This is a genomic window from Saccharicrinis fermentans DSM 9555 = JCM 21142, assembly GCF_000517085.1.
Taxonomy (GTDB): Bacteria; Bacteroidota; Bacteroidia; order Bacteroidales; family Marinilabiliaceae; genus Saccharicrinis; species Saccharicrinis fermentans.
This window is the reverse complement of the sequence record NZ_KI912107.1, coordinates 2,821,688-2,843,606: the sequence shown is the minus strand read 5'-3', so window position 1 is coordinate 2,843,606 and position 21,919 is coordinate 2,821,688. Positions and strand designations below refer to the sequence as shown.

Genomic DNA, 21,919 nt, shown 5'->3' with positions numbered 1-21,919 from the left:
TTACCTATTCCAACTCTCTTCTATGTAACTGCCTGTTTCTTCGTTTTGTGTAATGTTCAAATAGGTTGGTATTTCCTGCTGCATTTCTTCCACGTGGGAAATCACACCTACAATACGATTTTCTTTGCGAAGATTTTTGAGGGTACTGAAAACAGTGTCTAAAGACTCTTTGTCCAATGAGCCAAATCCTTCGTCTAAAAAGAAGAAGTTACGTTCTGTTTGCTTAATGTGTTGGATATTATCGGCCAAAGCCAAAGCCAAAGCCAGTGCTGCCTGAAATGTTTGTCCTCCGGATAGTGTTTTTACGCTGCGTAATTTACCTCCGTTCATATAATCACGTACCTCAAAATTGTTGTCCTCGCTTAATTCAAGGCTTAACGTTTGACGGGTCATCTTGTAAAAGCGTTCATTGGCTGCTGCGCATAGGTTCTGAAGGTATACCGACGAAACATAATTTACAAATCCGCTTTTGTAAAAAAGCTTTCGTAGCGTTTCTATATCAGCAGCTCTTAGTTTAAGTTTGTTTAGTTGGGCTTTTAAATCTTTTTGCAAAAGTAATTTTTGACTTAGATCGTTCACCATGGATTGTATTTTACCGTGTTGTCTGTTGGCCTCTGATAACTTCTCTTTGGTTTCTTTAGCTTTGGCAATGGCTAGCTGATGTTTGGGGGCCTCATATGTTTGTTTGTTGAGTTCGGTGGTTAATTTTTGTATGTCGTGATGAAGCCTTTGAGTGTTCTGGTAGTATGTTTCTATTTTTTCCTTTGATGTTTTCATGTCCAGCTCTAACTTTAGCATGGATTGTATTTGATCAATGTTCTTAAAGTCTGAGTTCTCCATGTCCTGTTGCAACTTTTCCTTCAGCTTGCTGGTTTGTTCTGTTTCTGATTCTAGATGCCTTTGGTTCACATCTATTTTACCCTGGAGTGCGGCCATGGCATTTTTATTGTCTTCAACTTGTTTGCGTGTTTTTTCAAAAAGTTGATTGATGTCAGACGCTTTTTCTTGTAGTTTTTTTGCTTTCTCAATAAGCAGTTCGTCATTGTGGTCTTTGTATTTTTCTATTAGGCTAGGTGGTATCTGTCCCTCCAGTACTTCCTTGGAATTGATATTCTTGTCCAACTCGCGTTGAATATCCGTTAGTGCAATCTGATAGTGATCCTTTTTTTTCGTTTCAGCCAAAAGACAGTCTCTTAGTTTGGAGAGTTTTGATTCACAGGTTTCGAGCTGCGTTTTTATTTGCTGATAACTGTTTGCTGCTTCTTTGAGTATTTCTTTGTCTTCATATGGTTTAATAACTTTGTTCTGATGTATTGTGTCTTCCTTATGTAGCTTTTCTAATTTGATCTCTATGTTTTTGAGTTGTATCTCCAATGGTTTGATTCCGGCGATGTGTTGTTCGATATATGAGTTGAGTTTCCGTGTCTGAAGAATTGTTTTTTCTAAATTTTCGGTTTTGTGCTTGAGATGCTTGATTTGTTGACTGATGGTATTGGAGTCCAGTGGCTGGGGGTGGTGGTCTGAACCACACAAGGGGCATGCTTCTCCTTCTTTTAGTGCTTGTGCATATTTCTCCAGTCCAGACTGTATTAGTAGGTGTTCTTTTTGGTCATTTAGTTGTTTAAGCTCCCTTTCTTCACTTGCAAGTTTTTGGTTAAGCTTATCCATCAAAAGTGTTTTGTTATCTATTGAAAAGGGGAGTGCTTGTTTTTTTAATTGATGTACGATCTCTTCTTCTAGTTTGCGTAGCTGTTGTATGAAAGCACTTTGTTCTGATGTGACATCTTTCATGCTTTGATGGATGCTATCTTTCTTTAGATGCCATTGCTGTGCCTGATTGATGATTTCTATTTGTGGCAGTTGCTTTTTTAAAGCAATCAGCCTCTCCTGCTCTTTTTTATCTTCCGTTTTTACTTGTTCTATTTTGTCAATGACCTTGGCAACTGTTTTAGTGCCATTCTTTAATCTTTGACTGCCTTCTTCGGCCTTTCTTTCCAGTTTTTTAATCTCAACCAGTTTTTTCAGATCTTCGGCTTCTCTTTTGAGTTCTTCTATTCTGTTAAAATCAGCGCTTAAGAGCTTAAAATCAGCTTCTATCTTTTTGTGTTTGCTTTGTAGTTTGTTTAAGGTGGCAGAATCTAAATTAAGCGACTCTCGAAGGGCTTGTAGCTTTTGTTTGCTTAAGGTTAATGTGTCAATGGTATTTTTGAAATTTACAATGCAATATTCGTAATTGGCCAAGTTTTTTTTTAGCTGAGTAATGGACTCTTTTTGTTGGTCCAGAATGATTTTTTTGTTTTGTAGATCTTTAAGTTGTTGAACGTTTTCTTTGAGTTTATCCAGGGCCACTAGTTTCTGCTCTTGTTCCTTTAGTAGGGAGGTAAGTGTTGTTAGTGTAGCCTCCACAGTAGCGAGTTGTTTTTTTAACGTGTCCACTTGTTCTTCCGAAATATCCCCAATTTGTTCCAGTCTGCCCTCCAATTTTTGGATGTGTGCATTGTTGGTCATTTCCAGGTTTTTTACCCTGGGTGATAATTCGTATTTATGAAGGCTAAATAACTCTTTTAGCATTCGTGTTCGTTCGGTGTTTTTTAACTGCAAAAATTCCTGGAACTTACCTTGAGGTATGATGATGGTTCGTTTAAAGTTATCGTAACTTAAGCCGATGGTGTCTGTAATTTCACTTTCGCTTATGGGTATATAGTCGGAGCCTTTCTTTTTGTAGAAGACGCGGGGTGATGATTTTACATCGTGGTATTTTTTGCTGTTTCGTTTGGCGGTATATTGAATCCGATACTCCTGACCATTTTGGCCCGCCAGAAAATCAAACTCTATAAATAGAAGGTTCGATTTGAGATTCATCATATTGTAATTGCGATTGTCGCCACTGAGTAATAATCGATCTGTTTTACCATATAGGGCAAATGTAATAGCCTCCAGAATAGAGGATTTGCCACTACCAACGGTTCCAAATATCCCAAAAAGATGATTGGAAGTAAGTTTGTTGAAGTCGATGGTTTGCCTCTTTTGATAGGAGTAGAGGCCTTCAAGAGTAAGTGCTAAGGGAATCATGCGTCTAGGTCTTTTTGTGCAATAACTTCATCCAACAATTCTAATATGTTGTCATTGGGTTCAATACCCAAAGAGTGTTTGAAGTAATCAGAGAATAATGATTTAAAATCTTTGTTGATGTTGATGTTTGCGTGATGTACGTTCTCAGTTTTTCTATTTTTTAACTGTGGAATCAGTGTCACAATGCCATCGTGTATTTGATGTAGGTGCTGTCTTTCTTTGGCCGAGATAAAGGTGTCGGTTTTTAAGGTGAGTTCAACCAAACAAGCAGGTTTGTTTTTTAGTTGCGTTTCTGCATCTTCCATTCCGTCAGCTGTGATGCGTAATAATTTACGGCCTTGGTTGAGCTTTATGGCTTCCACCTGGGCTTTATTATCGGGCTCAATGTTTACGATCATTACATATTTTTGTTGATCAGCCTCCGCAAAAGAGTAGGAAAGCGGACTGCCAGAATAGACAACCGGATGTTGAGTTGAGGGTATGATCTGTTGACGATGTAAATGCCCTAACGCTACATACTGCGCTTGTTGAGGAAAGTCAGATGTATATATGGCTTGAGCTCCACCTACGTGTAAAATGGGCTTTTCGTCATCAGGTTCTTGTTGGGGCTCGTCTCCTTTACGAATGACAAATAGATGAGTGGCCAATATATTTACTCCTTTGTTATCGCAATTTTTGTTGGCTATACGACGCCAGTTGTTTTGTAAAACATTTCGTAGGTCGGCTTCCTTATCTTCTGAGTTCAAAGCTTGTTTCATTCTATATTCATTGGCATAAGGTGTCGTGATCACTCGTAGTGGGTAAGCTACTGATGGTATGCTAAATTCAATAAATCCCTCTTCCGACTTTAGTACGCTTAAGCCAGATTCCAACCGAAAGGGGGTCACATGACTGTTGGGATACCCTAAGAATACAATGCCACATTCTCTGGCCAGTGGATCTGCAGTTTCAATTCTGTCAGGGGAGTCGTGGTTGCCTGAAATGGCTACCACAGGACGGTTGCCTTGTTTGCTTAATCTCTTTAAGGTTTTGTAAAATATTTCAATGGCTTCTGATGATGGATTAAATGTATCAAAGAGATCTCCCGCTATAATTACTGCATCAACGTTTTCTGCATCTGCAATTTGGCATATTTCTTCCAAAACAAGCGTTTGTTCCTCGATACGGGTGTAACTTTCTAGTTTCTTTCCAATATGCCAATCGGCAGTATGTAGTATCTTCATGATAGTTGAATTAGTCTTTTTTAGTAGTTGTGCTGACCTGTTTTTAAATGACAAAATTAATATAAAAACAGGATTTATCGTTCCGAATGAAAGTAACATTTTTCTTTTGTGAAGAGGGGACTGTGGATAGGGTTTGGTAAGTAAAACGTTCATTAAATGGACTGTAAGGTATTGCTAGAGCGTAAAATGTAAAAAAAATAAATATCCAAACATAAAAATATATATTGAAGTAATGTGAGGCGGTGTGCTTTTAATGTGTTGAAAATTAGGGAGTAATATTATTTTGGTGTTATTTAAGAAGTATTTTAGTCTGTTTTTACGTGATTATAAAATGCCTATTCCCTTCATTTTATTGGCTTTGGATTTGGTTTATAATAGGAATAATCTATATTTGTAGAGCAAATTTGGTGAACTTAGTTGTTAACCCTAAAAATTATCAGTTATTATGAACAAAGCTCAATTGATTGATGCTATCGCCGGAGATTCTGGTCTAACAAAAGCAGACGCAAAAAAAGCGTTAGATTCATTTATTAACGTTACAAGCGAAGCACTTAAAGGTGGTGACCGTATTTCTTTAATCGGTTTCGGTTCTTTTTCCGTTTCTGAAAGAAGTGCAAGAACAGGAAGAAACCCTCAAACAGGTAAAGAAATTCAAATTGCTGCCAAAAAGGTGGTTAAATTTAAAGCGGGTAGCGAACTAGGTGACGCTGTAAACTAGTTCTTCGTTCAGGAAAAATATAAGAGAGTACTTTGGTGCTCTCTTTTTTTGTACCTGAAAGTTTGCGTTTTAGTGTATTTGTTGTAACGACACAACTGATGGGTAGTTACTAAGTTAAGATGAAAGGGGTCATGATAACGTTTTACACAAAAAAAAGAAGGTGGTGAGTTTTATGTGACCATTGAAAATGAAATATAAACACATGAGAGAAGAGTTAGTGCAGTTTTTAAGTGAACATGTAACAGAGAATAGGAATGCATTGTTTGATAAGGTGTTAAAGGATAGAACCAAATATATAACAGTGGTTTTAGAAGATATTTACCAGTCACACAATGCCAGTGCAGTGCTTCGATCGTGTGACTGCTTTGGTATTCAGGATATTCATGTTATTGAAAACAGAAATTCATTGAGTGTTTCCAGAGACGTGGCATTGGGGTCTACCAAATGGTTGAGTATGAGTAGGTATAATGAGGAAGAGAACAATACGCGTTCGGCTTTGCGGAATTTGAAAAATGAAGGATATCGTATCGTGGCAACAAGTCCACATACCAATGATGTTGAACTTTATGATTTTGATGTTTCTAAAGGAAAGGCTGCCATCGTATTTGGTACTGAATTAACAGGAATATCAGATGTGGTAAAGGAAGAAGCTGATGAATTTTTGCGTATTCCAATGTATGGATTTACGGAGAGTTTTAATATTTCAGTTTCTGCGGCTTTGGTATTGCAACATCTGGCCCATGAAATTAGAAGAAAAGAAGTGGAGTGGCAGCTGACTGAACCAGAGGTGCTGGAAGTTAAACTGCAATGGCTCAAAAGAACCGTAAAGAGCGCAGAGCTCATTGAAAGAGAATTTTATCGAAAAAAAATATAATGACCAGTTTTATTTCCTGGTTGATAAACATGTTTTATTTGATGATTAAAATAGTTTTTTGTATATTCCAGATCTAAAGGATAGTTCATGCAACTTTTTCTTTAAACTAAATTTTCTATTTTTGAAAAAAAGAAGCGCTCTATGAATTGTATAATTATTGACGACGACAAGTTATCAACCAAGATTATTGCGGAGTTTGTAGAAAAAACAGACGAACTTAACCTAATTGAAACATACGAAAGTGCTGTTGATGGTATTAACTATCTTAATGGTAAGCATAATGCGCAAATTGATATTCTTTTCTTAGATATTGAGATGCCTGAAATGACAGGTATAGATGTGTTAAAAACGCTGAATATATTGCCGCAAGTCATTATTTATTCTTCACAAGAAAAATATGCCCTGGAGTCGTATGAGTATAATGTAACTGACTATTTACTTAAACCAGTCACCTATCCTCGGTTCTTAAAGGCTATTAATAAGGTAAAAGAGAAAAACGAAAAGAGTGAAGATTTAACCAAAAATTCCACTGAGATATTCATAAAAAATAACTCATCACTGGTCAGGGTTAAGTATGAGGATATTCTTTGGATTGAGGCTTTAGAAAATTATGTGGTGGTAAATACCTTCAGGGATAAATACACCATTCATTTTACCATGAAAGCAATTTCTGATAAAATGCCCTCCGACAAATTTGTGAGGGTTCATCGATCTTTTATCGTGAATCTAAGTAAAATTAAAGTTATTGAAGATAATTCAGTGGTGATTAAAACAGAGTCGGGGTCTAAAGTTATTCCTATTGGAAAATCCTATAAAGATCAATTGATGAATGATATAAATCTGATTACGAAATAAAGTGTTTTGTATAGTGTGATTTAGGCAATTCACAGGTGTTTGATTTGATCTTTTTGTCATTATCCTGTGTGTTGGTTTTATTGATATGTGGGTTTAGCCTAGTAAAAAGCCGTATCTGAAATGCTCAGCTACGGCTTTTTATATTTGTTATTTTAGCAGGTCGGGCCTTCGTTGTCGCGTTCTTTCAAAAGCTTGTTGTTCTTTCCATTGCTCAACTTTCTTAGTATCGCCCGATAAGAGGATGTCAGGTACTTTCCATCCTTTATAATCTGCTGGTCGTGTGTAAACAGGTGGAGCCAGTAAGCCATCTTGAAACGAGTCTGTTAGTGCAGAAGTTTCGTCGGAAATAACTCCGGGTATCAATCGAACCACAGAATCGGTGATTACAGCAGCAGCAAGTTCTCCTCCTGTTAAAACATAATCACCAATGGATAATTCCATAGTAATATAATGATCCCTTACTCTTTGGTCTACCCCTTTGTAGTGTCCGCATAAAATCATTAGGTTACCGCTCAGCGAAAGTTGGTTCGAGATACCTTGGTTTAGTGTTTGTCCATCCGGTGTGGTGTAAATAATCTGGTCGTAGTCGCGTTGGGCCTTTAATTTTTCTATGAGGATAGCAATGGGCTCAATACTCATTACCATGCCGGCTCCGCCACTAAATGCGTAGTCGTCAACTTTTTTATGTTTGTTGGTTGAATAATCTCTGATGTTGTGACAATGGATCTCAACACATCCTTTTTCTTGTGCTCTCTTTATAATAGATTCACTAAATGGCCCTTGAAACATATCAGGAAACAAGGTTAATATATCAATTCGCATCGTTATTTATTTGGGGACAAATATAGATAAATACAAAGTAAACAATTCATACTTTTTGTATTTAAGCGCAACATGCCGAAAAATACCTATGTTGCATGTATTAAATGCTTCAAAAAATTTGACATTTTATGTATATATGATATATTCGTACAATAATTAAATCAATTGTATCTTTGCATGTGCAATGAAAATTGATGTACCAAGAACTTAAATGCTGATGGAAGCTAATGATCTAAATAAATCCGGCAACGAAGAAAAGGATTTAAACAAAATCGACCCAAGTTTAGAAGAAAAGAAAGGGGAGAATTTTTCTGATGATACAGATTCAACACAAGAAGAAAAGGAGGCTATTCGTGAGGAAGCCGAACCGCCAAAGGAAACTACCACGGGTGTAGACGAGCAGGGTGATCTTTCAGAAGAAGGCGGTGAGAAGGAAGAGTCGGTAGAGACAGAAGCGTCCCCAGATATCCATTCCGCTGCAACTCCTGTTAATCCGGAAAAAACGGAAGGAGGGTCTGAGAAGGAGGAAGAGGCCAAGCCTGTTCTTGAAAAGATAGATTTATCAGCCCTCAACCGAGAACAATTGGTGAACAGGCTAAGTTATATCAATAAAACCTTTGACGTTCCTACCATTAGAGATGAGGTGGAGGATATTAAGTCCTTGTTTTATAAGCTTTATAATGAAGAGGTGGAGGAACTTAAGTCTCGTTTTATTGCCTCGGGTGAAGTGGAGGAAAACTTTGCTCCTCCACAGGATCCGTTTGAGGTGGAGATTAAAGAGCTACTCAAGGACTTCAGATATAGGAAAGCAGCTTTTATGCACAAGCTGGAAACGGAAAAGGAGAAGAATCTGAAGGCTAAAATGGAAGTTATTGAGTCCATTAAAAACTTAATTAACCGTCAGGAATCTTTAAACGAAACATTTAATGAGTTTAAAGCACTTCAGCAAAAGTTTCATGAAATAGGTTCTATTCCTCAGAATAAGGTGAGGGACGTTTGGGATACGTATAATCTGCACATAGAAAATTTTTATAACTACGTAAAAATCAATAAAGAACTTCGTGATCTGGATTTGAAAAAGAACCTGGTATTGAAGACCGAACTTTGTGAAAAGGCAGAGGCTTTATTGGATGAAACGGCCGTGGTGAATAGTTTTAAGACCTTACAGAAATACCATGACAGATGGCGTGAAGTTGGTCCTGTTCCGAAAGAGAAAAAGGATGAATTGTGGGAACGATTTAAGGCAGCAACCACTAAAATAAACCAGAAACACCAAGAATACTTTGAGGGCTTGAAGGATCAGTTGAAGGAAAATTTGAAACAGAAAACTGATCTGTGTGAAAAAGCAGAGGGCATTGTGAAGGAAGAGGCACATTCGCCCAAAGAATGGGAGGAGAAAAGTAAAAAACTAATAGAACTTCAACAAACATGGAAGACGATTGGTTTTGCGCCTAAGAAAGATAATAATGCTATTTATGAGCGCTTTAGGACTGCTTGTGATAAATTCTTTGAGAATAAGAGAGTGTTCTTTAAATCCTATAAGAATGAGCAGCAACAACATCTTGTGCTTAAAACACAATTGTGCGAGAAAGCTGAAGCCATGAAGGATAGCACGGATTGGAGAAAGACAACGGAGGAATTTATTCGGATTCAAAAGGAATGGAAGCAGATAGGTCCTGTACCACGACGTCAGTCAGATGCTGTATGGCATCGATTCCGCACTGCTTGTGATGCGTTTTTTGATAATAAATCAAAATTCTTCAATAAAATTGATGAGTCACAAGAGGAGAATCTGAAAAAGAAACAGGCGTTGATTGAGGAAATAAAAGGCTTTCATAATCTTGAAGACAATGAAGAAACATTTAAAATGCTTCAGGATTATCAACGTAAATTTTCAGAGATAGGACATGTGCCATTCAAAGAAAAAGATAGGGTGAACCAAGAGTTTCGTAGCGAGATAAACAAGCATTTTGATGCACTTAATATGGATGAGTATCATAAAAATGTGCAGAAGTTTAGAAACAGATTGGAAAATATTAAGCACTCGGATCACTTGGATGATAAAGTGTCGCAGGAAAGGCATAAGTTGTTGATGAAACTCAAACAGCTGGAAAATGATATTATAGTTTGGGAAAATAATATTGGTTTCTTTGCTAAGGGTAAAAGCTCTGATTCTTTGATCAAAGATTTTCAACATAAAATAGAAAATGGAAAACGTAATGCCAAACTCCTACAGGAGAAAATAAGAATGCTCGATAAATTGGAAGATTAAATGTTTTCTGAATACATGATAAAAAGAGGTTATCTCATAAAGGGATAACCTCTTTTGGGCTAAATAACAATGGTTCTTAGTATGTAAAAGTGCCTTTTTTTGTCTCAAAAATTCAAGTTGACTAAACAAAACCCTTCTTGATTTGTATTATCGTTGATAATTCCAATTGGAAGTGTTACTTTTGGGTCATTAACTTTGAATTTTAATTGTGTTTTTAATCGGGATTTTTTCTACTCACTTAATGTATATGCTACTGGCGGCAGTTTATGTCTTTGGTTTTGGAGCGTATGCCTTAAATTCAAAGAAAAATAGCTGTGAGCTATCCGAAGTATCACCAAAAATAATTAGCTGCAAGGATTTTAGTCTCCAGTCGGAACAAGTACAAACGGAAGATTGTTATGCCTGGAATCAACAGCGAAATGAAACGGTTGTTTCAAGTTCTATAGCTCAATTATATAATAGTTACATTGTTTTTAAAATAATAAAGCTTAAAGATCATTACTACACTTTACACTACGATTTTAAGCTTCCTCTGCAAATTACATCCCGGCCACCACCTTTTTTTGCCTGATTTGAATACTTAAGAATAAGTTCAATGCTTATTTTACAATTATTAGGGCAAAAAGTATCATTAAAAATATGACTAAATGATCGGTGTAATTGGTGTAAACCATAAAACAGCCTCTCTGGATATCAGAGATTTATTTTCTATTGCACAAGACGATATTATTCCACTTTCTGAAAATATTTTGTTGAATCAGGATATTGTAGGGGTGGTCATTGTAGCTACTTGTAATCGTACTGAGATATATTATTCGCATCAAAAATCGGATGTATCACAACTGAAAGAAGCTCTTTTAAAAAAGGTGCATCTGTTTTTAGGGTTGGATAAAAGCTATGATGAACATTTTTACCACTTATCACAGTCGGATGCTATCAGACATCTTTTTAAGGTGATATCAGGGGTTGATTCAATGGTTTTGGGTGAAAACCAAATTGTAAACCAAATGAAGAAATCTTATTTGTATAGTACCGAAGCCAACTTGACAGATGCTGTGTTAATGCGTTTGTTCCAAAAGTCTTTTGAGTGTAGTAAGCGAGTTCGTACCGAAACTGAGATTCAGCAAGGTGCCACATCAATAGGGTATCTGGGGATTGATTTATGCTCCAGGGAGTTTGAAAATATCAAAGAAAAAAGTGTATTGGTAATAGGGGCCGGCGAAACGGGTGAGCTGTCTATACGTGGACTGATTAAACGAGGTGTTGATGATATATATGTAACCAATCGTACGGATAAAAAAGCACTGGAAGTAGCTGAGAAAAATAATATTAAGCCGATGTTATTCGGTAATTACAAAGAGCAACTTCATAAAGTGGATATAGTGATTACTGCTACCGATGCAGGAAAGTATCTTATAGAGAAAAAAGACGTGGAGATTGCATCGGATTTACGTAATGGAAAAAAACAACTGTATATTGATCTGTCGGTTCCTAGAAATGTCGATTTGGAGGTGGCTGAAGTAAAAGGTGTGCAGCTTTACAGCGTGGATGACCTAAAGAATATATTGGATGCCCACCAAGATATGCGTGAGAATAGCTTGGGAAAAGCAGAAGTTATTATCGATGAATTGGTAGATGATTCGTTGATGTGGTTGAATAGCCGCTCCTTGAGGCCTGTTATCAACACGATAACGACTAATATGCAGGAGCTTAATAAACGAGAGCTGGCAGAGTTTCGCCGCTGTTTGGGTGATGAAGCCTGCGATCAATTGGAAAAGATGACCGGCTTGCTAACTCAAAAGTATATCAGGTATTTAATCAAAAATCTGAAGGAGGTTACCAATAATGGAAGTTCTACCCAATCATTGGACGATATCAATCAATTGTTTAAATTTGATATTTAATCACATACGCAGAATTATTTATGATGGAATCAGATAAAATAATTGTTGGTACCAGAGGAAGTAAATTAGCACTTTATCAGGCCAATAAGGTTAAGGAGGAATTAGAAGTTCAATATCCGAAACTCACCGTTGAAATAAAAGTAATAAAAACAAAGGGGGATAAGATCTTGGATGTGGCTCTGTCTAAAATTGGAGATAAAGGATTATTTACCAAAGAGCTGGAGGTAGCCTTGCTCTCCAAAGAAATTGATCTGGCTGTTCATAGCTTAAAAGACCTGCCGACGGATTTACCCGACGACTTTAAGGTTGGTGCAGTGTTGGAACGGGCCGACTTTAGAGATGCGCTGGTCAGTAAAGGGGGGGTGAAATTGTGTGAACTAAAGACTTCGCATAAGATAGCCACTTCAAGTCTTCGCAGAATAGCAGGTCTTAAAAAGATAAATCCTGATTTTGAGATAGTGGATATAAGAGGTAATGTGAATACACGCCTTCAACGAATGGAGGATGGGCATTGTGATGCTATGGTTATGGCAGCGGCAGGACTACAAAGACTGGGATTGGATCATTATATTACTGAAATTTTGGAGCCCGATGGATTTATTCCAGCAGTGGCACAAGGCGCTATTGCTGTTGAAACATGTGCAGGTGATGATCGTACCAATAATTTATTGCAAGCGATTAATCATGAACCCACCCAACAGGCTGTTAAAGCCGAACGAGCATTTATGAGAAGCTTGGAGGGAGGATGTCAGGTGCCTGTAGGTGCCTATAGCTCATGCCACAATGATAAACTTACTTTAACCGGGTTTGTTTCGTCTTTGGATGGTACTTGCTACTTGAAAGAGACTTTGTTTGATCAGGTAGAGAATGCGAATGCATTAGGGGAAAGGCTTGCTCAAGCCTTAGTGGAGAAAGGAGCATTGGAAATATTAAAGGAGATACGCGCCAATGGGTGATTCTTTTCAAAATGATACGGCCATATCTCTTCAGGGTAAGTGTTTTATATCTACACGACCATTGGGAAAATCTAGTGAGTTGAGTGTTTTACTTCGACAGTATGGTGCAGATCTGTTGGAGTTGCCAATGATCGAATTGTCCGCGATGGAATGTGATGAGGCATGTGAAGACATACTGAAGCATTACCATCGGTATACGCATATTGCTTTTACCAGTGCTTATGGATTCAATTTTTTCTATCAGAAAATATGTAAGCACCCAGATTTTGAAGCCATAGTGTCTAATTTAAAGATTGCTTCTATTGGATATAAGACATCAGAACTGATACGTCAATCGGGATGGATCATTGATTTTGATGGCAAAGCAAAGACAGGAGCAGAGTTTGCTGATAAATTAGTGGATTACCTTGCAGGAAAAAATGCGCGGTTAATATGGGCTACTGGCTCCTTGTCACCGAACCTACTGATGGAGAAAATAAGCGCTGTTGCGCAGGTTACACGCGTAAATCTATATCAAAATACTTTACCCAAAAATATTGATGAGGCATTACTCCAAAGGATCAAAGAAAAAAAATATGATATGATTGTGTTGACCAGTCCTTCGGCCTTTAAGAACTTATTTAAAATAATGAATACCAAAGAACTTTGTGTGGTTTGTATTGGACGTGTGACAGCATTTGAAGTAGAACGACATGGTATTAAACCTTTGGTCATTGCCAATGAACCCAGTTCAAAGGGAATTACCGAAGCTATTTTGGAATATTACAAAAGCCGGTAGCTACTGCCCGTAGTGGCCGACTGATAACAAATAAACAAATTTAATTATGGCTTTCCCAATAACAAGACTTCGAAGATTAAGAAGCACAGAGGTTTCTCGTAATATGATTCGAGAAACACAGCTGACCAAAAATGATCTGATCATGCCTTTGTTTGTTCGTCCCGGAAAAGGCGTGCAAAACCCTATTAACTCCATGCCAGGCAATTATCAGTTATCGGTGGATTTGTTGGTTGAAAAATGTAAAGAACTTTATAATAAGGGAGTGCAATCAGTCTTGCTTTTTGGTATTCCTGAGCATAAAGATGAACATGGATTAGTGGCTTGTGAGGAAAATGGAATTGTGCAACAAGCAACCAGAGCCATCAAAAAAGAATTACCAGAACTTTTCTTGATAGCCGATGTTTGTAACTGTGAATATACTACACATGGTCACTGCGGAACAGTTATTGACGGAGATGTGGACAATGATTCGACCCTGATTACTTTGGGTAAACAATCGGTTTCTTTGGCTCAGGCTGGTATCGATATGATTGCGCCAAGTGATATGATGGATGGACGTGTGGGCTTTATCCGTAAGGCGCTGGATGACCATCACTTTGCAAATATGCCCATTATGGCTTATTCGGCCAAGTACGCTTCGGCTTTTTATGGTCCCTTCCGTGATGCTGCTGAGAGTGCTCCTCAGTTTGGAAATAGGGCAACTTACCAGATGGATCCAGCGAATAGCAATGAGGCTATCCGCGAAGTGGAACAGGATATTATAGAGGGTGCAGATATGGTAATGGTGAAACCGGCATTGAGTTATCTGGATGTGATCCAACGTGTAAAAACCGAATTTAATATGCCTCTTTGTGCTTATAATGTAAGTGGTGAGTTTTCAATGGTAAAAGCAGCTGCCGAAAGAGGATGGGTAGATGAGGAACGAATCACCATGGAGGTTTTAACTTCTATCAAACGAGCAGGTGCTGACGTGATTATATCCTACCATACACAGGACGTGATCGAAAAATTGTAGTGAGGATTAGTCCATAAACCAGGTAGTTAATTTATAACAATATGAATATAAAAAATAGTGTCATTGCTTATCAGGAAGCAGTAAAACATATACCAGGCGGTGTTAACTCTCCAGTAAGGGCTTTTAATTCAGTGGGTGGGAATCCACTTTTTATAAAAAAAGCCAATGGATCCAAAATAATAGATATAGATAATAACGAGTATGTTGATTATGTAGGTTCATGGGGGCCGATGATTTTAGGGCATGCACACCCTGATGTGGTGGAGGCTTTACATCAAACAGCGATGAATGGTACCAGTTATGGTGCTCCTACTGTGATAGAAACAGAAATGGCAAATCTGATCTGCCAACTGATTCCTTCCATTGAGCGTGTTCGGATGGTGAATTCCGGAACAGAGGCTACCATGAGTGCCCTTCGCTTGGCACGTGGCTATACACAGCGTGATTTGGTCATTAAGTTTGAAGGGTGTTATCATGGCCATGGCGATAGTTTCTTGATCAAAGCAGGATCGGGTGCCTTAACTTTTGGAACACCTAACTCTCCTGGCGTTACCAAAGGAACTGCCAGTGATACATTAACAGCTGTTTATAATGATTTGGATTCTGTTTTAAGTCTTTTTTCACAGTATAAAGATCAGATTGCAGCCGTCATCCTGGAGCCTGTGACGGGAAATATGGGGGTCATAAAGCCCACCGAGCAGTTTATTCATGGATTGAGGAAAGCATGTACCGATAATGGAACATTACTTATTTTTGATGAGGTAATGACTGGCTTTCGTGTGGCTAGAGGTGGAGCACAGGAGTTACTGGACATTACCCCGGATTTAACAACCTTGGGTAAAATTATAGGAGGTGGTCTGCCGGTAGGAGCATATGGTGGTAAAAAAGAAATAATGGATATGTTGGCACCTAATGGTCCTGTATATCAGGCAGGTACTTTGTCGGGTAATCCTATGGCCATGGCAGCAGGCTTAACTACCTTAAAAATTGTGAATGAAATAGATGGATTTTATGAGCAATTGGAGGAGAAAGCAGCCTTTTTAGCAGAGGGTATTCAAAAGAACCTGGAGGCACTGAATTTTCCAGGTGTCATCAATAGGGTAGGCTCTATGTTTACCTTGTTTTTTACCAAAGAAACAGAAGTGAATAATTTTTCGGATGTGATGAAATGTGATACCGATTTATTTGCCCAGTATTTTAAATTGGGACTGGAAAATGGTATCTATACGGCACCATCCCAGTTCGAGGCAGGTTTTGTTTCCATAGCACATAGCCAGGAAGATTTACAAAAAACGATCGATAAAAGCTATGATGCTTTTAAACAATTATTAGCGTTAAACGATTCACTTTAAATATGTGGTTGCATAAGATGCAGTGTTTCTTCTGCGTCTTATGCCTATGTGTTTATATGTCCAGATATAGATTATGAACGATTCAATATTATTGAAAACTCTTGCGGGAGAGCGAACGGAACGACCGCCATTTTGGTTTATGCGACAGGCAGGTAGAGTGCTGCCTTCTTATATGAAACTTAAAGAGAAATATTCTTTTTGGGAGATGATGCAAAAGCCAGCGCTGGGAGCCAAGGTTACTTTGTTACCAGTGGAGGATTTGGGCGTAGATGCTGCTATCCTGTTTTCGGATATCTTGGTGATACCATATGCTATGGGTATGGGACTGGAATTTACTGATAAGGGACCAGAGTTTGATGTGCCTTTGGTAGCACGTGATAATCCTTTGGCTGCCTTAAACCCAGATCCTGAAAAACTGAATTATATTTATGAGGTGATTAAGCAAACCATCGCTACGAAACCACCTCATATCCCATTGATTGGCTTTTGTGGAGCTCCATTGACCGTGCTTTGTTATATGTTGCAAGGTATTGGTAGGAGCAAGGATTTTCCTTTAGCCACCACCTTTATCTATCAGCATAAAGAAATGGTAAAAAAATTGGTGGACGCCATCACTGACTTGTCCATTATCTATGCGAAAGGTCAAATAAAACATGGTATACAGGTTTTTCAGCTCTTTGAAACGCATGGTGGACTGATTCCTTTTGAATTGTATAAAGAATTATTTTTTCCTTCGGTACGTAAAATTGCCGAGGCAGTCAGACAGGAGGGTATTCCTTTTATTTATTTTCCCAAAGATCTGGGAACTGGTATTGCCGAAGTAACACCGGATATGTGTGATTATCTGAGTGTCGATTGGCAAACTCCCATAGAGGAGGCACGGAAAATCGTGAATAGAAATATCGGTCTGCAAGGAAATATTGACCCTCGTTTGTTGTATGCCGATCAAAGGACTATTGATGCGACTTTAAAGAAATATATCGATTTTGGAAGTAGAAACCAAGACTGGGTTATTAATCTGGGGCATGGATTTTTGCCTGATATACCTTATGATAATGCCAAGTTTTTGGCCGACTGGATCAAGCAAGCTGATTGGAGAAGGTGATAATATCCTCGTATGGACTGTTGCTTGAAATGGTGAAATTTTTATGATAACAATACGATGCGGACAAATATATGTTAGAAAGACTAAGAATACGGTGGGGGTTAAAATACAAATGGCAGATCATTATTATTCTGATCGTCTTTTCCATTACCGGCAGTATGGCTGTATATGTGAGAAAAGTAGTTTTTGATTTATTAGGGATAGATGCGGATACATCACTTTGGATAAAGATACCCATGTATGTGATAACTATTATCCCGGCTTACCAGATTTTGCTGCTGGTGATTGGATTTGCTTTTGGACAATTTAAATTCTTTTATAATTTTCAGAAAAAAAGTTTTGGTCGTTTTATTCGTAAGAAAAAGAGTCCTGAAGAAATCGTATAGATTTCTTCAAAATACGAAATATTATACAGAAACACGTCGTTAGAAATATCCTTACAACTGAAGGAGATCAAATGGGCACGTTGCATCTGGTCAATGAAAAATTATAAGCATGAAACATACTTCCCGAATAGCATCTATTTATAAAGATTTACAACAGCAAATGTGTCGCCAATTAGAGAAAGGGGATGGTAAAGGTCTTTTTCAACAGCTGCCTTGGACTAAAGATATCGGTTCAGGGCTTACTTGTGTGATGAAAAATGGCGATGTGATTGAAAAAGCAGGCCTTAATTTTTCTCATGTCGAAGGAGATTTTTCAGATAAGATGGAAGCCTTGTTGGGTATGAAAGCAGCACGTTATTCGGCTACAGGTATTTCTTCTATCATCCATCCTTTTAACCCCTTTGTGCCTATTATTCATATGAACGTTCGCTTCTTTGAACTAGACAATGGGGTGTGCTGGTTTGGTGGGGGTATAGACCTGACACCTCATTATATCGATGAATCAGAAGCTGCATGGTTTCATCGTTCTTTAAAAGATATTTGTGATCAATATAATGGCGACTATTATCCAGACTATAAAGCTTGGGCTGATAATTATTTTTTTATCAAGCACCGAAATGAGACGCGTGGTGTGGGGGGGATCTTTTTCGATCGTGTTCAACCTCAAGATGAAGGAGAACTGGATAGGCTATTGAACTATACGATAGACTTGGCAAAAGCGTATCCTCGTATCTACAATCAGATTATGGATAAGAAGCGAAATAAGCCTTATGAGCAAAGTCATAAACAATGGCAAGCAATGCGGAGGGGACGTTACGTGGAGTATAACCTGGTATACGACCGGGGTACTAAATTTGGCTTGGAGTCTGGAGGGAATATAGAATCTATTTTAGTGAGTATGCCACCGATGGCTCAATGGGAATATAGTTTTGAACCAAGTTTAGAGTCCCCTGAACAACATACTTTGGATTTGTTGAAAAAAGAAATTGATTGGATTAAGAAAGAGTAGATAATCTTAAGATGAGAAGAGTAGATACATCAAATGTACCCAATGGAAAAATAAGTAGAAGTGGCTTTGCCAGCGCATTTCGTTTGTATAAATATATGAAGCCATATAGAGTACAATATATGCTGGGTATGTTTTTCTTATTAGGCTCTAGCTTGGGGAGTCTGGCTTTTCCTAAACTATTGGGGGATATGGTAAATGGGGGAGAGCGTTCTTCTCTGGGCTTGACCCTGAATCAAACAGCCTTATTGATTGCAGGTATACTTGTCTTGAGAGCTGTTTTTTCTTATTTTCGAATTGTTTTGTTTGTGAATGTGACAGAAAAATCCTTGGCCGCTTTACGCTTGGCTAGTTATCGTCACCTTATAAAATTACCATTACATTTTTTTGAAAAAAGAAGAGTGGGAGAGTTGAATAGCCGAATATCTGCCGATGTAGCTTTGTTGCAGGAAACTATGACAACTACCTTGGCTGAGTTTATTCGCCAAATAGTTGTTATTACTGGTGGAATCACCCTACTTGCTATTACCTCTATTCAGCTGACTGGCTTTATGCTTATTGTATTGCCTCCTGCTATGGTGTTTGCTAAGTTCTTTGGTAAGTTTATTCGTAAGTTTTCTAAAGAGGTGCAGACTAAGGTGGCAGATTCAAATACGATTGTGGAGGAAACCTTACAGGGTATTCAAAGCGTAAAAACTTTTACCAATGAATTTGTTGAAATAGCTCGTTATAAAAAAAAGACCAAGGAGATTGCTGACCTGGGCATGACCAGTGGAAAGTATCGGGGAGCCTTTTCTTCTTTTATTATATTAGGACTGTTCGGGGCTATATCGGCTGTGGTATGGAGAGGATCCGTATTATTACAAAAGGGCGAAATGGTGGCCGGAGATTTGTTTTCCTTCGTTATTTATTCTGTGTTTGTGGGAGGAACGATTGGGGGACTGGCTACGGTGTATGCCAATATTCAAAAGTTTATAGGGGCTACCGAAGACCTGTTTAAAATATATGATGAAGAACCTGAAGATATTCAGGAGTTAGATGAGATTGATCCCCAATATAGAATGCAAGGAAAGGTGAGTCTGCGTAATTTGAGTTTTGCTTATCCTTCTAGAAAAGAACAAAGTGTTCTGAAAAATATAAACCTGGATATTCAAAGCAATAAAATGATTGCTTTGGTGGGACCAAGTGGAGCAGGTAAAAGTACTTTGGCTTCCTTGCTGTTGATGTTGCACCGTCCACCTAAAGATACCTTATTCTTTGATCAGGTGGATAGCCATGAATATCCCTTGTCGGCTTTGCGACGACAGATTTCACTGGTTCCGCAAGATATCTTTTTATTTGGAGGTAGTATAGGTGAAAATATTGCCTATGGAAATCCAAATGCAAGTGAACGGGAGGTTTATAAGGCAGCAGAAAATGCCAATGCCCTTGAATTTATTAATCGTTTTCCTGAAAAATTTGAAACAATTGTGGGTGAACGAGGAACGCAGCTTTCGGGTGGACAACGGCAGAGAATAGCCATAGCCCGTGCTATTTTAAATGACCCCAAAATTCTTATTCTGGATGAGGCAACTTCTTCGCTTGATTCGGAATCAGAAATGCTGGTACAAGAAGCTTTGGAGAAGCTGATGGTAGGACGTACTTCCATTATTATTGCTCACCGCCTTTCTACTATCCGTAAAGCCGACGAAATTGTTGTATTGGAGCAAGGAGAGGTTGTAGAACAAGGTACTCACGAAAAACTTATGAGTATACGCAATGGAAGATATAAAAAGCTGATTGAGTTGCAATATTCTGCTTAGTATACGGCTTATGTATGCTCAAATATTGTAATACATTTTTTTATGTGTTTATTGGGTTGAATTACAGCTTGCACCAAACTAATTTTAAGAATATGAGAAATAGACGCAAGAAAGATTTGCTCATCTTTGGTAATATAAAGGACGAAAATTTCGATTTTCAGCAGATAGAGAAGTATTATCGGAGTAAAAAGCAGGAGGATGTTCTGCAATCTTTGTCAGATAAAACTTGTGAGGATCTGGATTTTCAAGAACTATTTATGTTTGTGGACAGAACGGCTTCAAAAGTAGGACAGCAATATTTGTACCATCAGCTGCGATCCATCCCCAAGCAACCGAAACCATGGGCGCATGAAGAAAAAATAATGGATGCATTTACCGAAGACGCGAACTTTAGAGATGCAGTGCGCAAACAATTGGCCAAACTTTCTAAAGATGAAGCTTCGTTAATTGCTGGCTTGTTTCAAGAGGCGCATTTGAAGCCACCTCGTTGGTTTTTTGTGGTGCCTGTACTGTCCTTATTTAGCTTGCTTTCCCTGACTCTGCTCTGCTTATCTTCCGTATTTGTTATCCCCTTAGTCATCATTTTATTGGTCAATATGGGTATTCATTATTGGAACAAGAAAAATTTGTATGGGTATATTGGATCTATTCCTCAACTGCTGCAGATGAATCATGTGGCATCAAAACTTTTTCAGCAGCCATTATTTCGTTTCATGAATCCAAACCTACAAGCATCTTTTCAAATTATCAATCAGGTGCGTAATCGTATGTTCTTTTTTCAATTAGAAGCCAAGATTCAGGGCGATTTGGCCGCTGTGTTCTGGAGCTTGTTGGAAGTGATGAAAATATGTTTTTTAGTAGAGCCCCTGCTTTTGTTTGGCGTGCTTAAGAGATTAAGCAACAAACGAAAAGCGATTGAGGAGCTGTTTATGTTCGTTGGGCAGATAGATGTTTTATATTCCATAGCTTCGCTTCGTCATGGTTTGGATTACTATTGTAAGCCCCAAATAGAAAATAGGGACGATGTCTTTTCTGTTCAGGAGATGTATCATCCATTGATCAAAGATTGTGTTGTGAATTCTATTTACCTCCATGATAAATCGGTTCTGTTAACAGGTTCTAATATGTCGGGTAAGACATCATTTGTTAGAAGTGTTGGCTTGAATGTGTTGACTGGACTAACCTTGAATACTTGTTTTGCCAAGACAATGATTACTCCTTATACCCGCATATATTCTGCTATACGTATAAGCGATGATTTAATGAATGACAAAAGTTATTATTTTGAGGAAGTACAATCCATAAAAGAGATGATAGATAGAAAGGATGACTCTCATCATAATCTGTTTTTATTGGATGAAATATATAAAGGCACCAATACAATTGAACGCGTGGCTGCAGGTAAGGCTGTGCTTTCAGCTTTGGCCGTAAAAAATAATAAGGTGATGGTGTCAACGCATGATATGGAGCTGACTGATATGTTATGTGACCAGTACGATCTGTATCATTTCAGCGAAACAATAAACAATAACAATGTGGATTTCGATTATAAGCTAAAAAAAGGAAAGATCTTCCGTCGAAATGCTATACGAATACTTGAGCTGAATGGTTATCCTGAAGAAATTATCAAAGACGCCCATGAAACAGCACAAATACTTGATCATTCAGAGATATGAGTTGTTGGAGTTGGTGAGTTGGTAAAGTCGTGGAGTTGATGAGTTGATGAGCAAATTAGTAAAAATAACTAACACGGGTCAAAATATATTTTGCCCCGCTTTC

17 protein-coding genes are annotated in these 21,919 nt (G+C 38.1%); 14 read left to right on the top strand and 3 right to left on the bottom strand.

Annotated features, from left to right (window positions below):
- Together CYTFE_RS0111335 and CYTFE_RS0111330 are read right to left on the bottom strand one after the other, a co-directional pair.
- Window positions 1-3,072 (bottom strand): AAA family ATPase, encoded by a 3,072-nt coding sequence (locus CYTFE_RS0111335; protein WP_027471881.1) that lies wholly within the window; start codon window positions 3,070-3,072, stop codon window positions 1-3.
- Window positions 3,069-4,295, bottom strand: a complete 1,227-nt coding sequence (locus tag CYTFE_RS0111330; RefSeq protein WP_027471880.1) for a metallophosphoesterase family protein — start codon at window positions 4,293-4,295, stop codon at window positions 3,069-3,071. Before CYTFE_RS0111330 ends, CYTFE_RS0111335 begins: the two co-directional genes overlap by 4 nt.
- Before the next feature lie 445 nt (window positions 4,296-4,740).
- Between CYTFE_RS0111330 and CYTFE_RS0111325 the strand changes: the two genes are divergently transcribed.
- From CYTFE_RS0111325 to CYTFE_RS0111310, 3 genes are all read left to right on the top strand, one after another.
- Window positions 4,741-5,013, top strand: coding sequence for an HU family DNA-binding protein (locus tag CYTFE_RS0111325; RefSeq protein WP_027471879.1), 273 nt, complete (start codon window positions 4,741-4,743; stop codon window positions 5,011-5,013).
- 187 nt (window positions 5,014-5,200) lie between these two features.
- Window positions 5,201-5,887, top strand: coding sequence for a TrmH family RNA methyltransferase (locus CYTFE_RS0111320; protein ID WP_244880321.1), 687 nt, complete (start codon window positions 5,201-5,203; stop codon window positions 5,885-5,887).
- 141 nt (window positions 5,888-6,028) lie between these two features.
- The gene (locus CYTFE_RS0111310) at window positions 6,029-6,742 is read left to right on the top strand and encodes a LytR/AlgR family response regulator transcription factor (protein ID WP_027471877.1); all 714 of its coding nucleotides are present in this window, start codon (window positions 6,029-6,031) and stop codon (window positions 6,740-6,742) included.
- A gap of 147 nt (window positions 6,743-6,889) precedes the next feature.
- Here the strand turns inward: CYTFE_RS0111310 and trmD are convergent, their stop codons facing one another.
- Window positions 6,890-7,564, bottom strand: a complete 675-nt coding sequence (gene trmD, locus CYTFE_RS0111305) for a tRNA (guanosine(37)-N1)-methyltransferase TrmD (RefSeq protein WP_027471876.1) — start codon at window positions 7,562-7,564, stop codon at window positions 6,890-6,892.
- A gap of 217 nt (window positions 7,565-7,781) precedes the next feature.
- Between trmD and CYTFE_RS0111300 the strand changes: the two genes are divergently transcribed.
- The 11 genes from CYTFE_RS0111300 (at window position 7,782) to CYTFE_RS26190 (ending at window position 21,816) form a co-directional block, all read left to right on the top strand.
- Window positions 7,782-9,836, top strand: coding sequence for a DUF349 domain-containing protein (locus CYTFE_RS0111300; RefSeq protein WP_027471875.1), 2,055 nt, complete (start codon window positions 7,782-7,784; stop codon window positions 9,834-9,836).
- 647 nt (window positions 9,837-10,483) lie between these two features.
- Complete coding sequence (gene hemA / locus CYTFE_RS0111290; protein WP_027471873.1) at window positions 10,484-11,740, top strand: glutamyl-tRNA reductase; 1,257 nt, start codon at window positions 10,484-10,486, stop codon at window positions 11,738-11,740.
- Between the two features lie 20 nt (window positions 11,741-11,760).
- On the top strand, window positions 11,761-12,696 hold the full coding sequence (hemC, locus tag CYTFE_RS0111285; RefSeq protein WP_235208208.1) for a hydroxymethylbilane synthase: 936 nt from the start codon (window positions 11,761-11,763) through the stop codon (window positions 12,694-12,696).
- Window positions 12,689-13,474, top strand: a complete 786-nt coding sequence (locus CYTFE_RS0111280) for a uroporphyrinogen-III synthase (RefSeq protein ID WP_027471871.1) — start codon at window positions 12,689-12,691, stop codon at window positions 13,472-13,474. The genes hemC and CYTFE_RS0111280 overlap by 8 nt, the downstream gene beginning before the upstream one ends.
- A 46-nt stretch (window positions 13,475-13,520) precedes the next feature.
- Window positions 13,521-14,489, top strand: a complete 969-nt coding sequence (gene hemB, locus CYTFE_RS0111275) for a porphobilinogen synthase (RefSeq protein WP_027471870.1) — start codon at window positions 13,521-13,523, stop codon at window positions 14,487-14,489.
- A gap of 41 nt (window positions 14,490-14,530) precedes the next feature.
- Window positions 14,531-15,841 (top strand): glutamate-1-semialdehyde 2,1-aminomutase, encoded by a 1,311-nt coding sequence (gene hemL / locus CYTFE_RS0111270; RefSeq protein WP_027471869.1) that lies wholly within the window; start codon window positions 14,531-14,533, stop codon window positions 15,839-15,841.
- A gap of 73 nt (window positions 15,842-15,914) precedes the next feature.
- Complete coding sequence (gene hemE / locus CYTFE_RS0111265; protein WP_027471868.1) at window positions 15,915-16,946, top strand: uroporphyrinogen decarboxylase; 1,032 nt, start codon at window positions 15,915-15,917, stop codon at window positions 16,944-16,946.
- A 71-nt stretch (window positions 16,947-17,017) separates the two neighbouring features.
- Entirely contained in the window at window positions 17,018-17,332 is a 315-nt protein-coding gene (locus tag CYTFE_RS0111260) for a DUF6787 family protein (RefSeq protein WP_027471867.1), read from the top strand.
- Window positions 17,333-17,441: 109 nt separating this feature from the next.
- Window positions 17,442-18,341, top strand: a complete 900-nt coding sequence (hemF, locus tag CYTFE_RS0111255) for an oxygen-dependent coproporphyrinogen oxidase (RefSeq protein ID WP_027471866.1) — start codon at window positions 17,442-17,444, stop codon at window positions 18,339-18,341.
- A gap of 11 nt (window positions 18,342-18,352) precedes the next feature.
- Window positions 18,353-20,140 carry an ABC transporter ATP-binding protein gene (locus tag CYTFE_RS0111250; RefSeq protein WP_027471865.1) on the top strand — a complete coding sequence of 596 codons (1,788 nt, stop codon included), beginning with the start codon at window positions 18,353-18,355 and terminating at the stop codon, window positions 20,138-20,140.
- A 92-nt stretch (window positions 20,141-20,232) separates the two neighbouring features.
- Window positions 20,233-21,816: a MutS-related protein gene (locus CYTFE_RS26190; RefSeq protein ID WP_161636275.1), complete on the top strand. Its 1,584-nt coding sequence runs from the start codon at window positions 20,233-20,235 to the stop codon at window positions 21,814-21,816.
- Window positions 21,817-21,919: the final 103 nt, after the last annotated feature.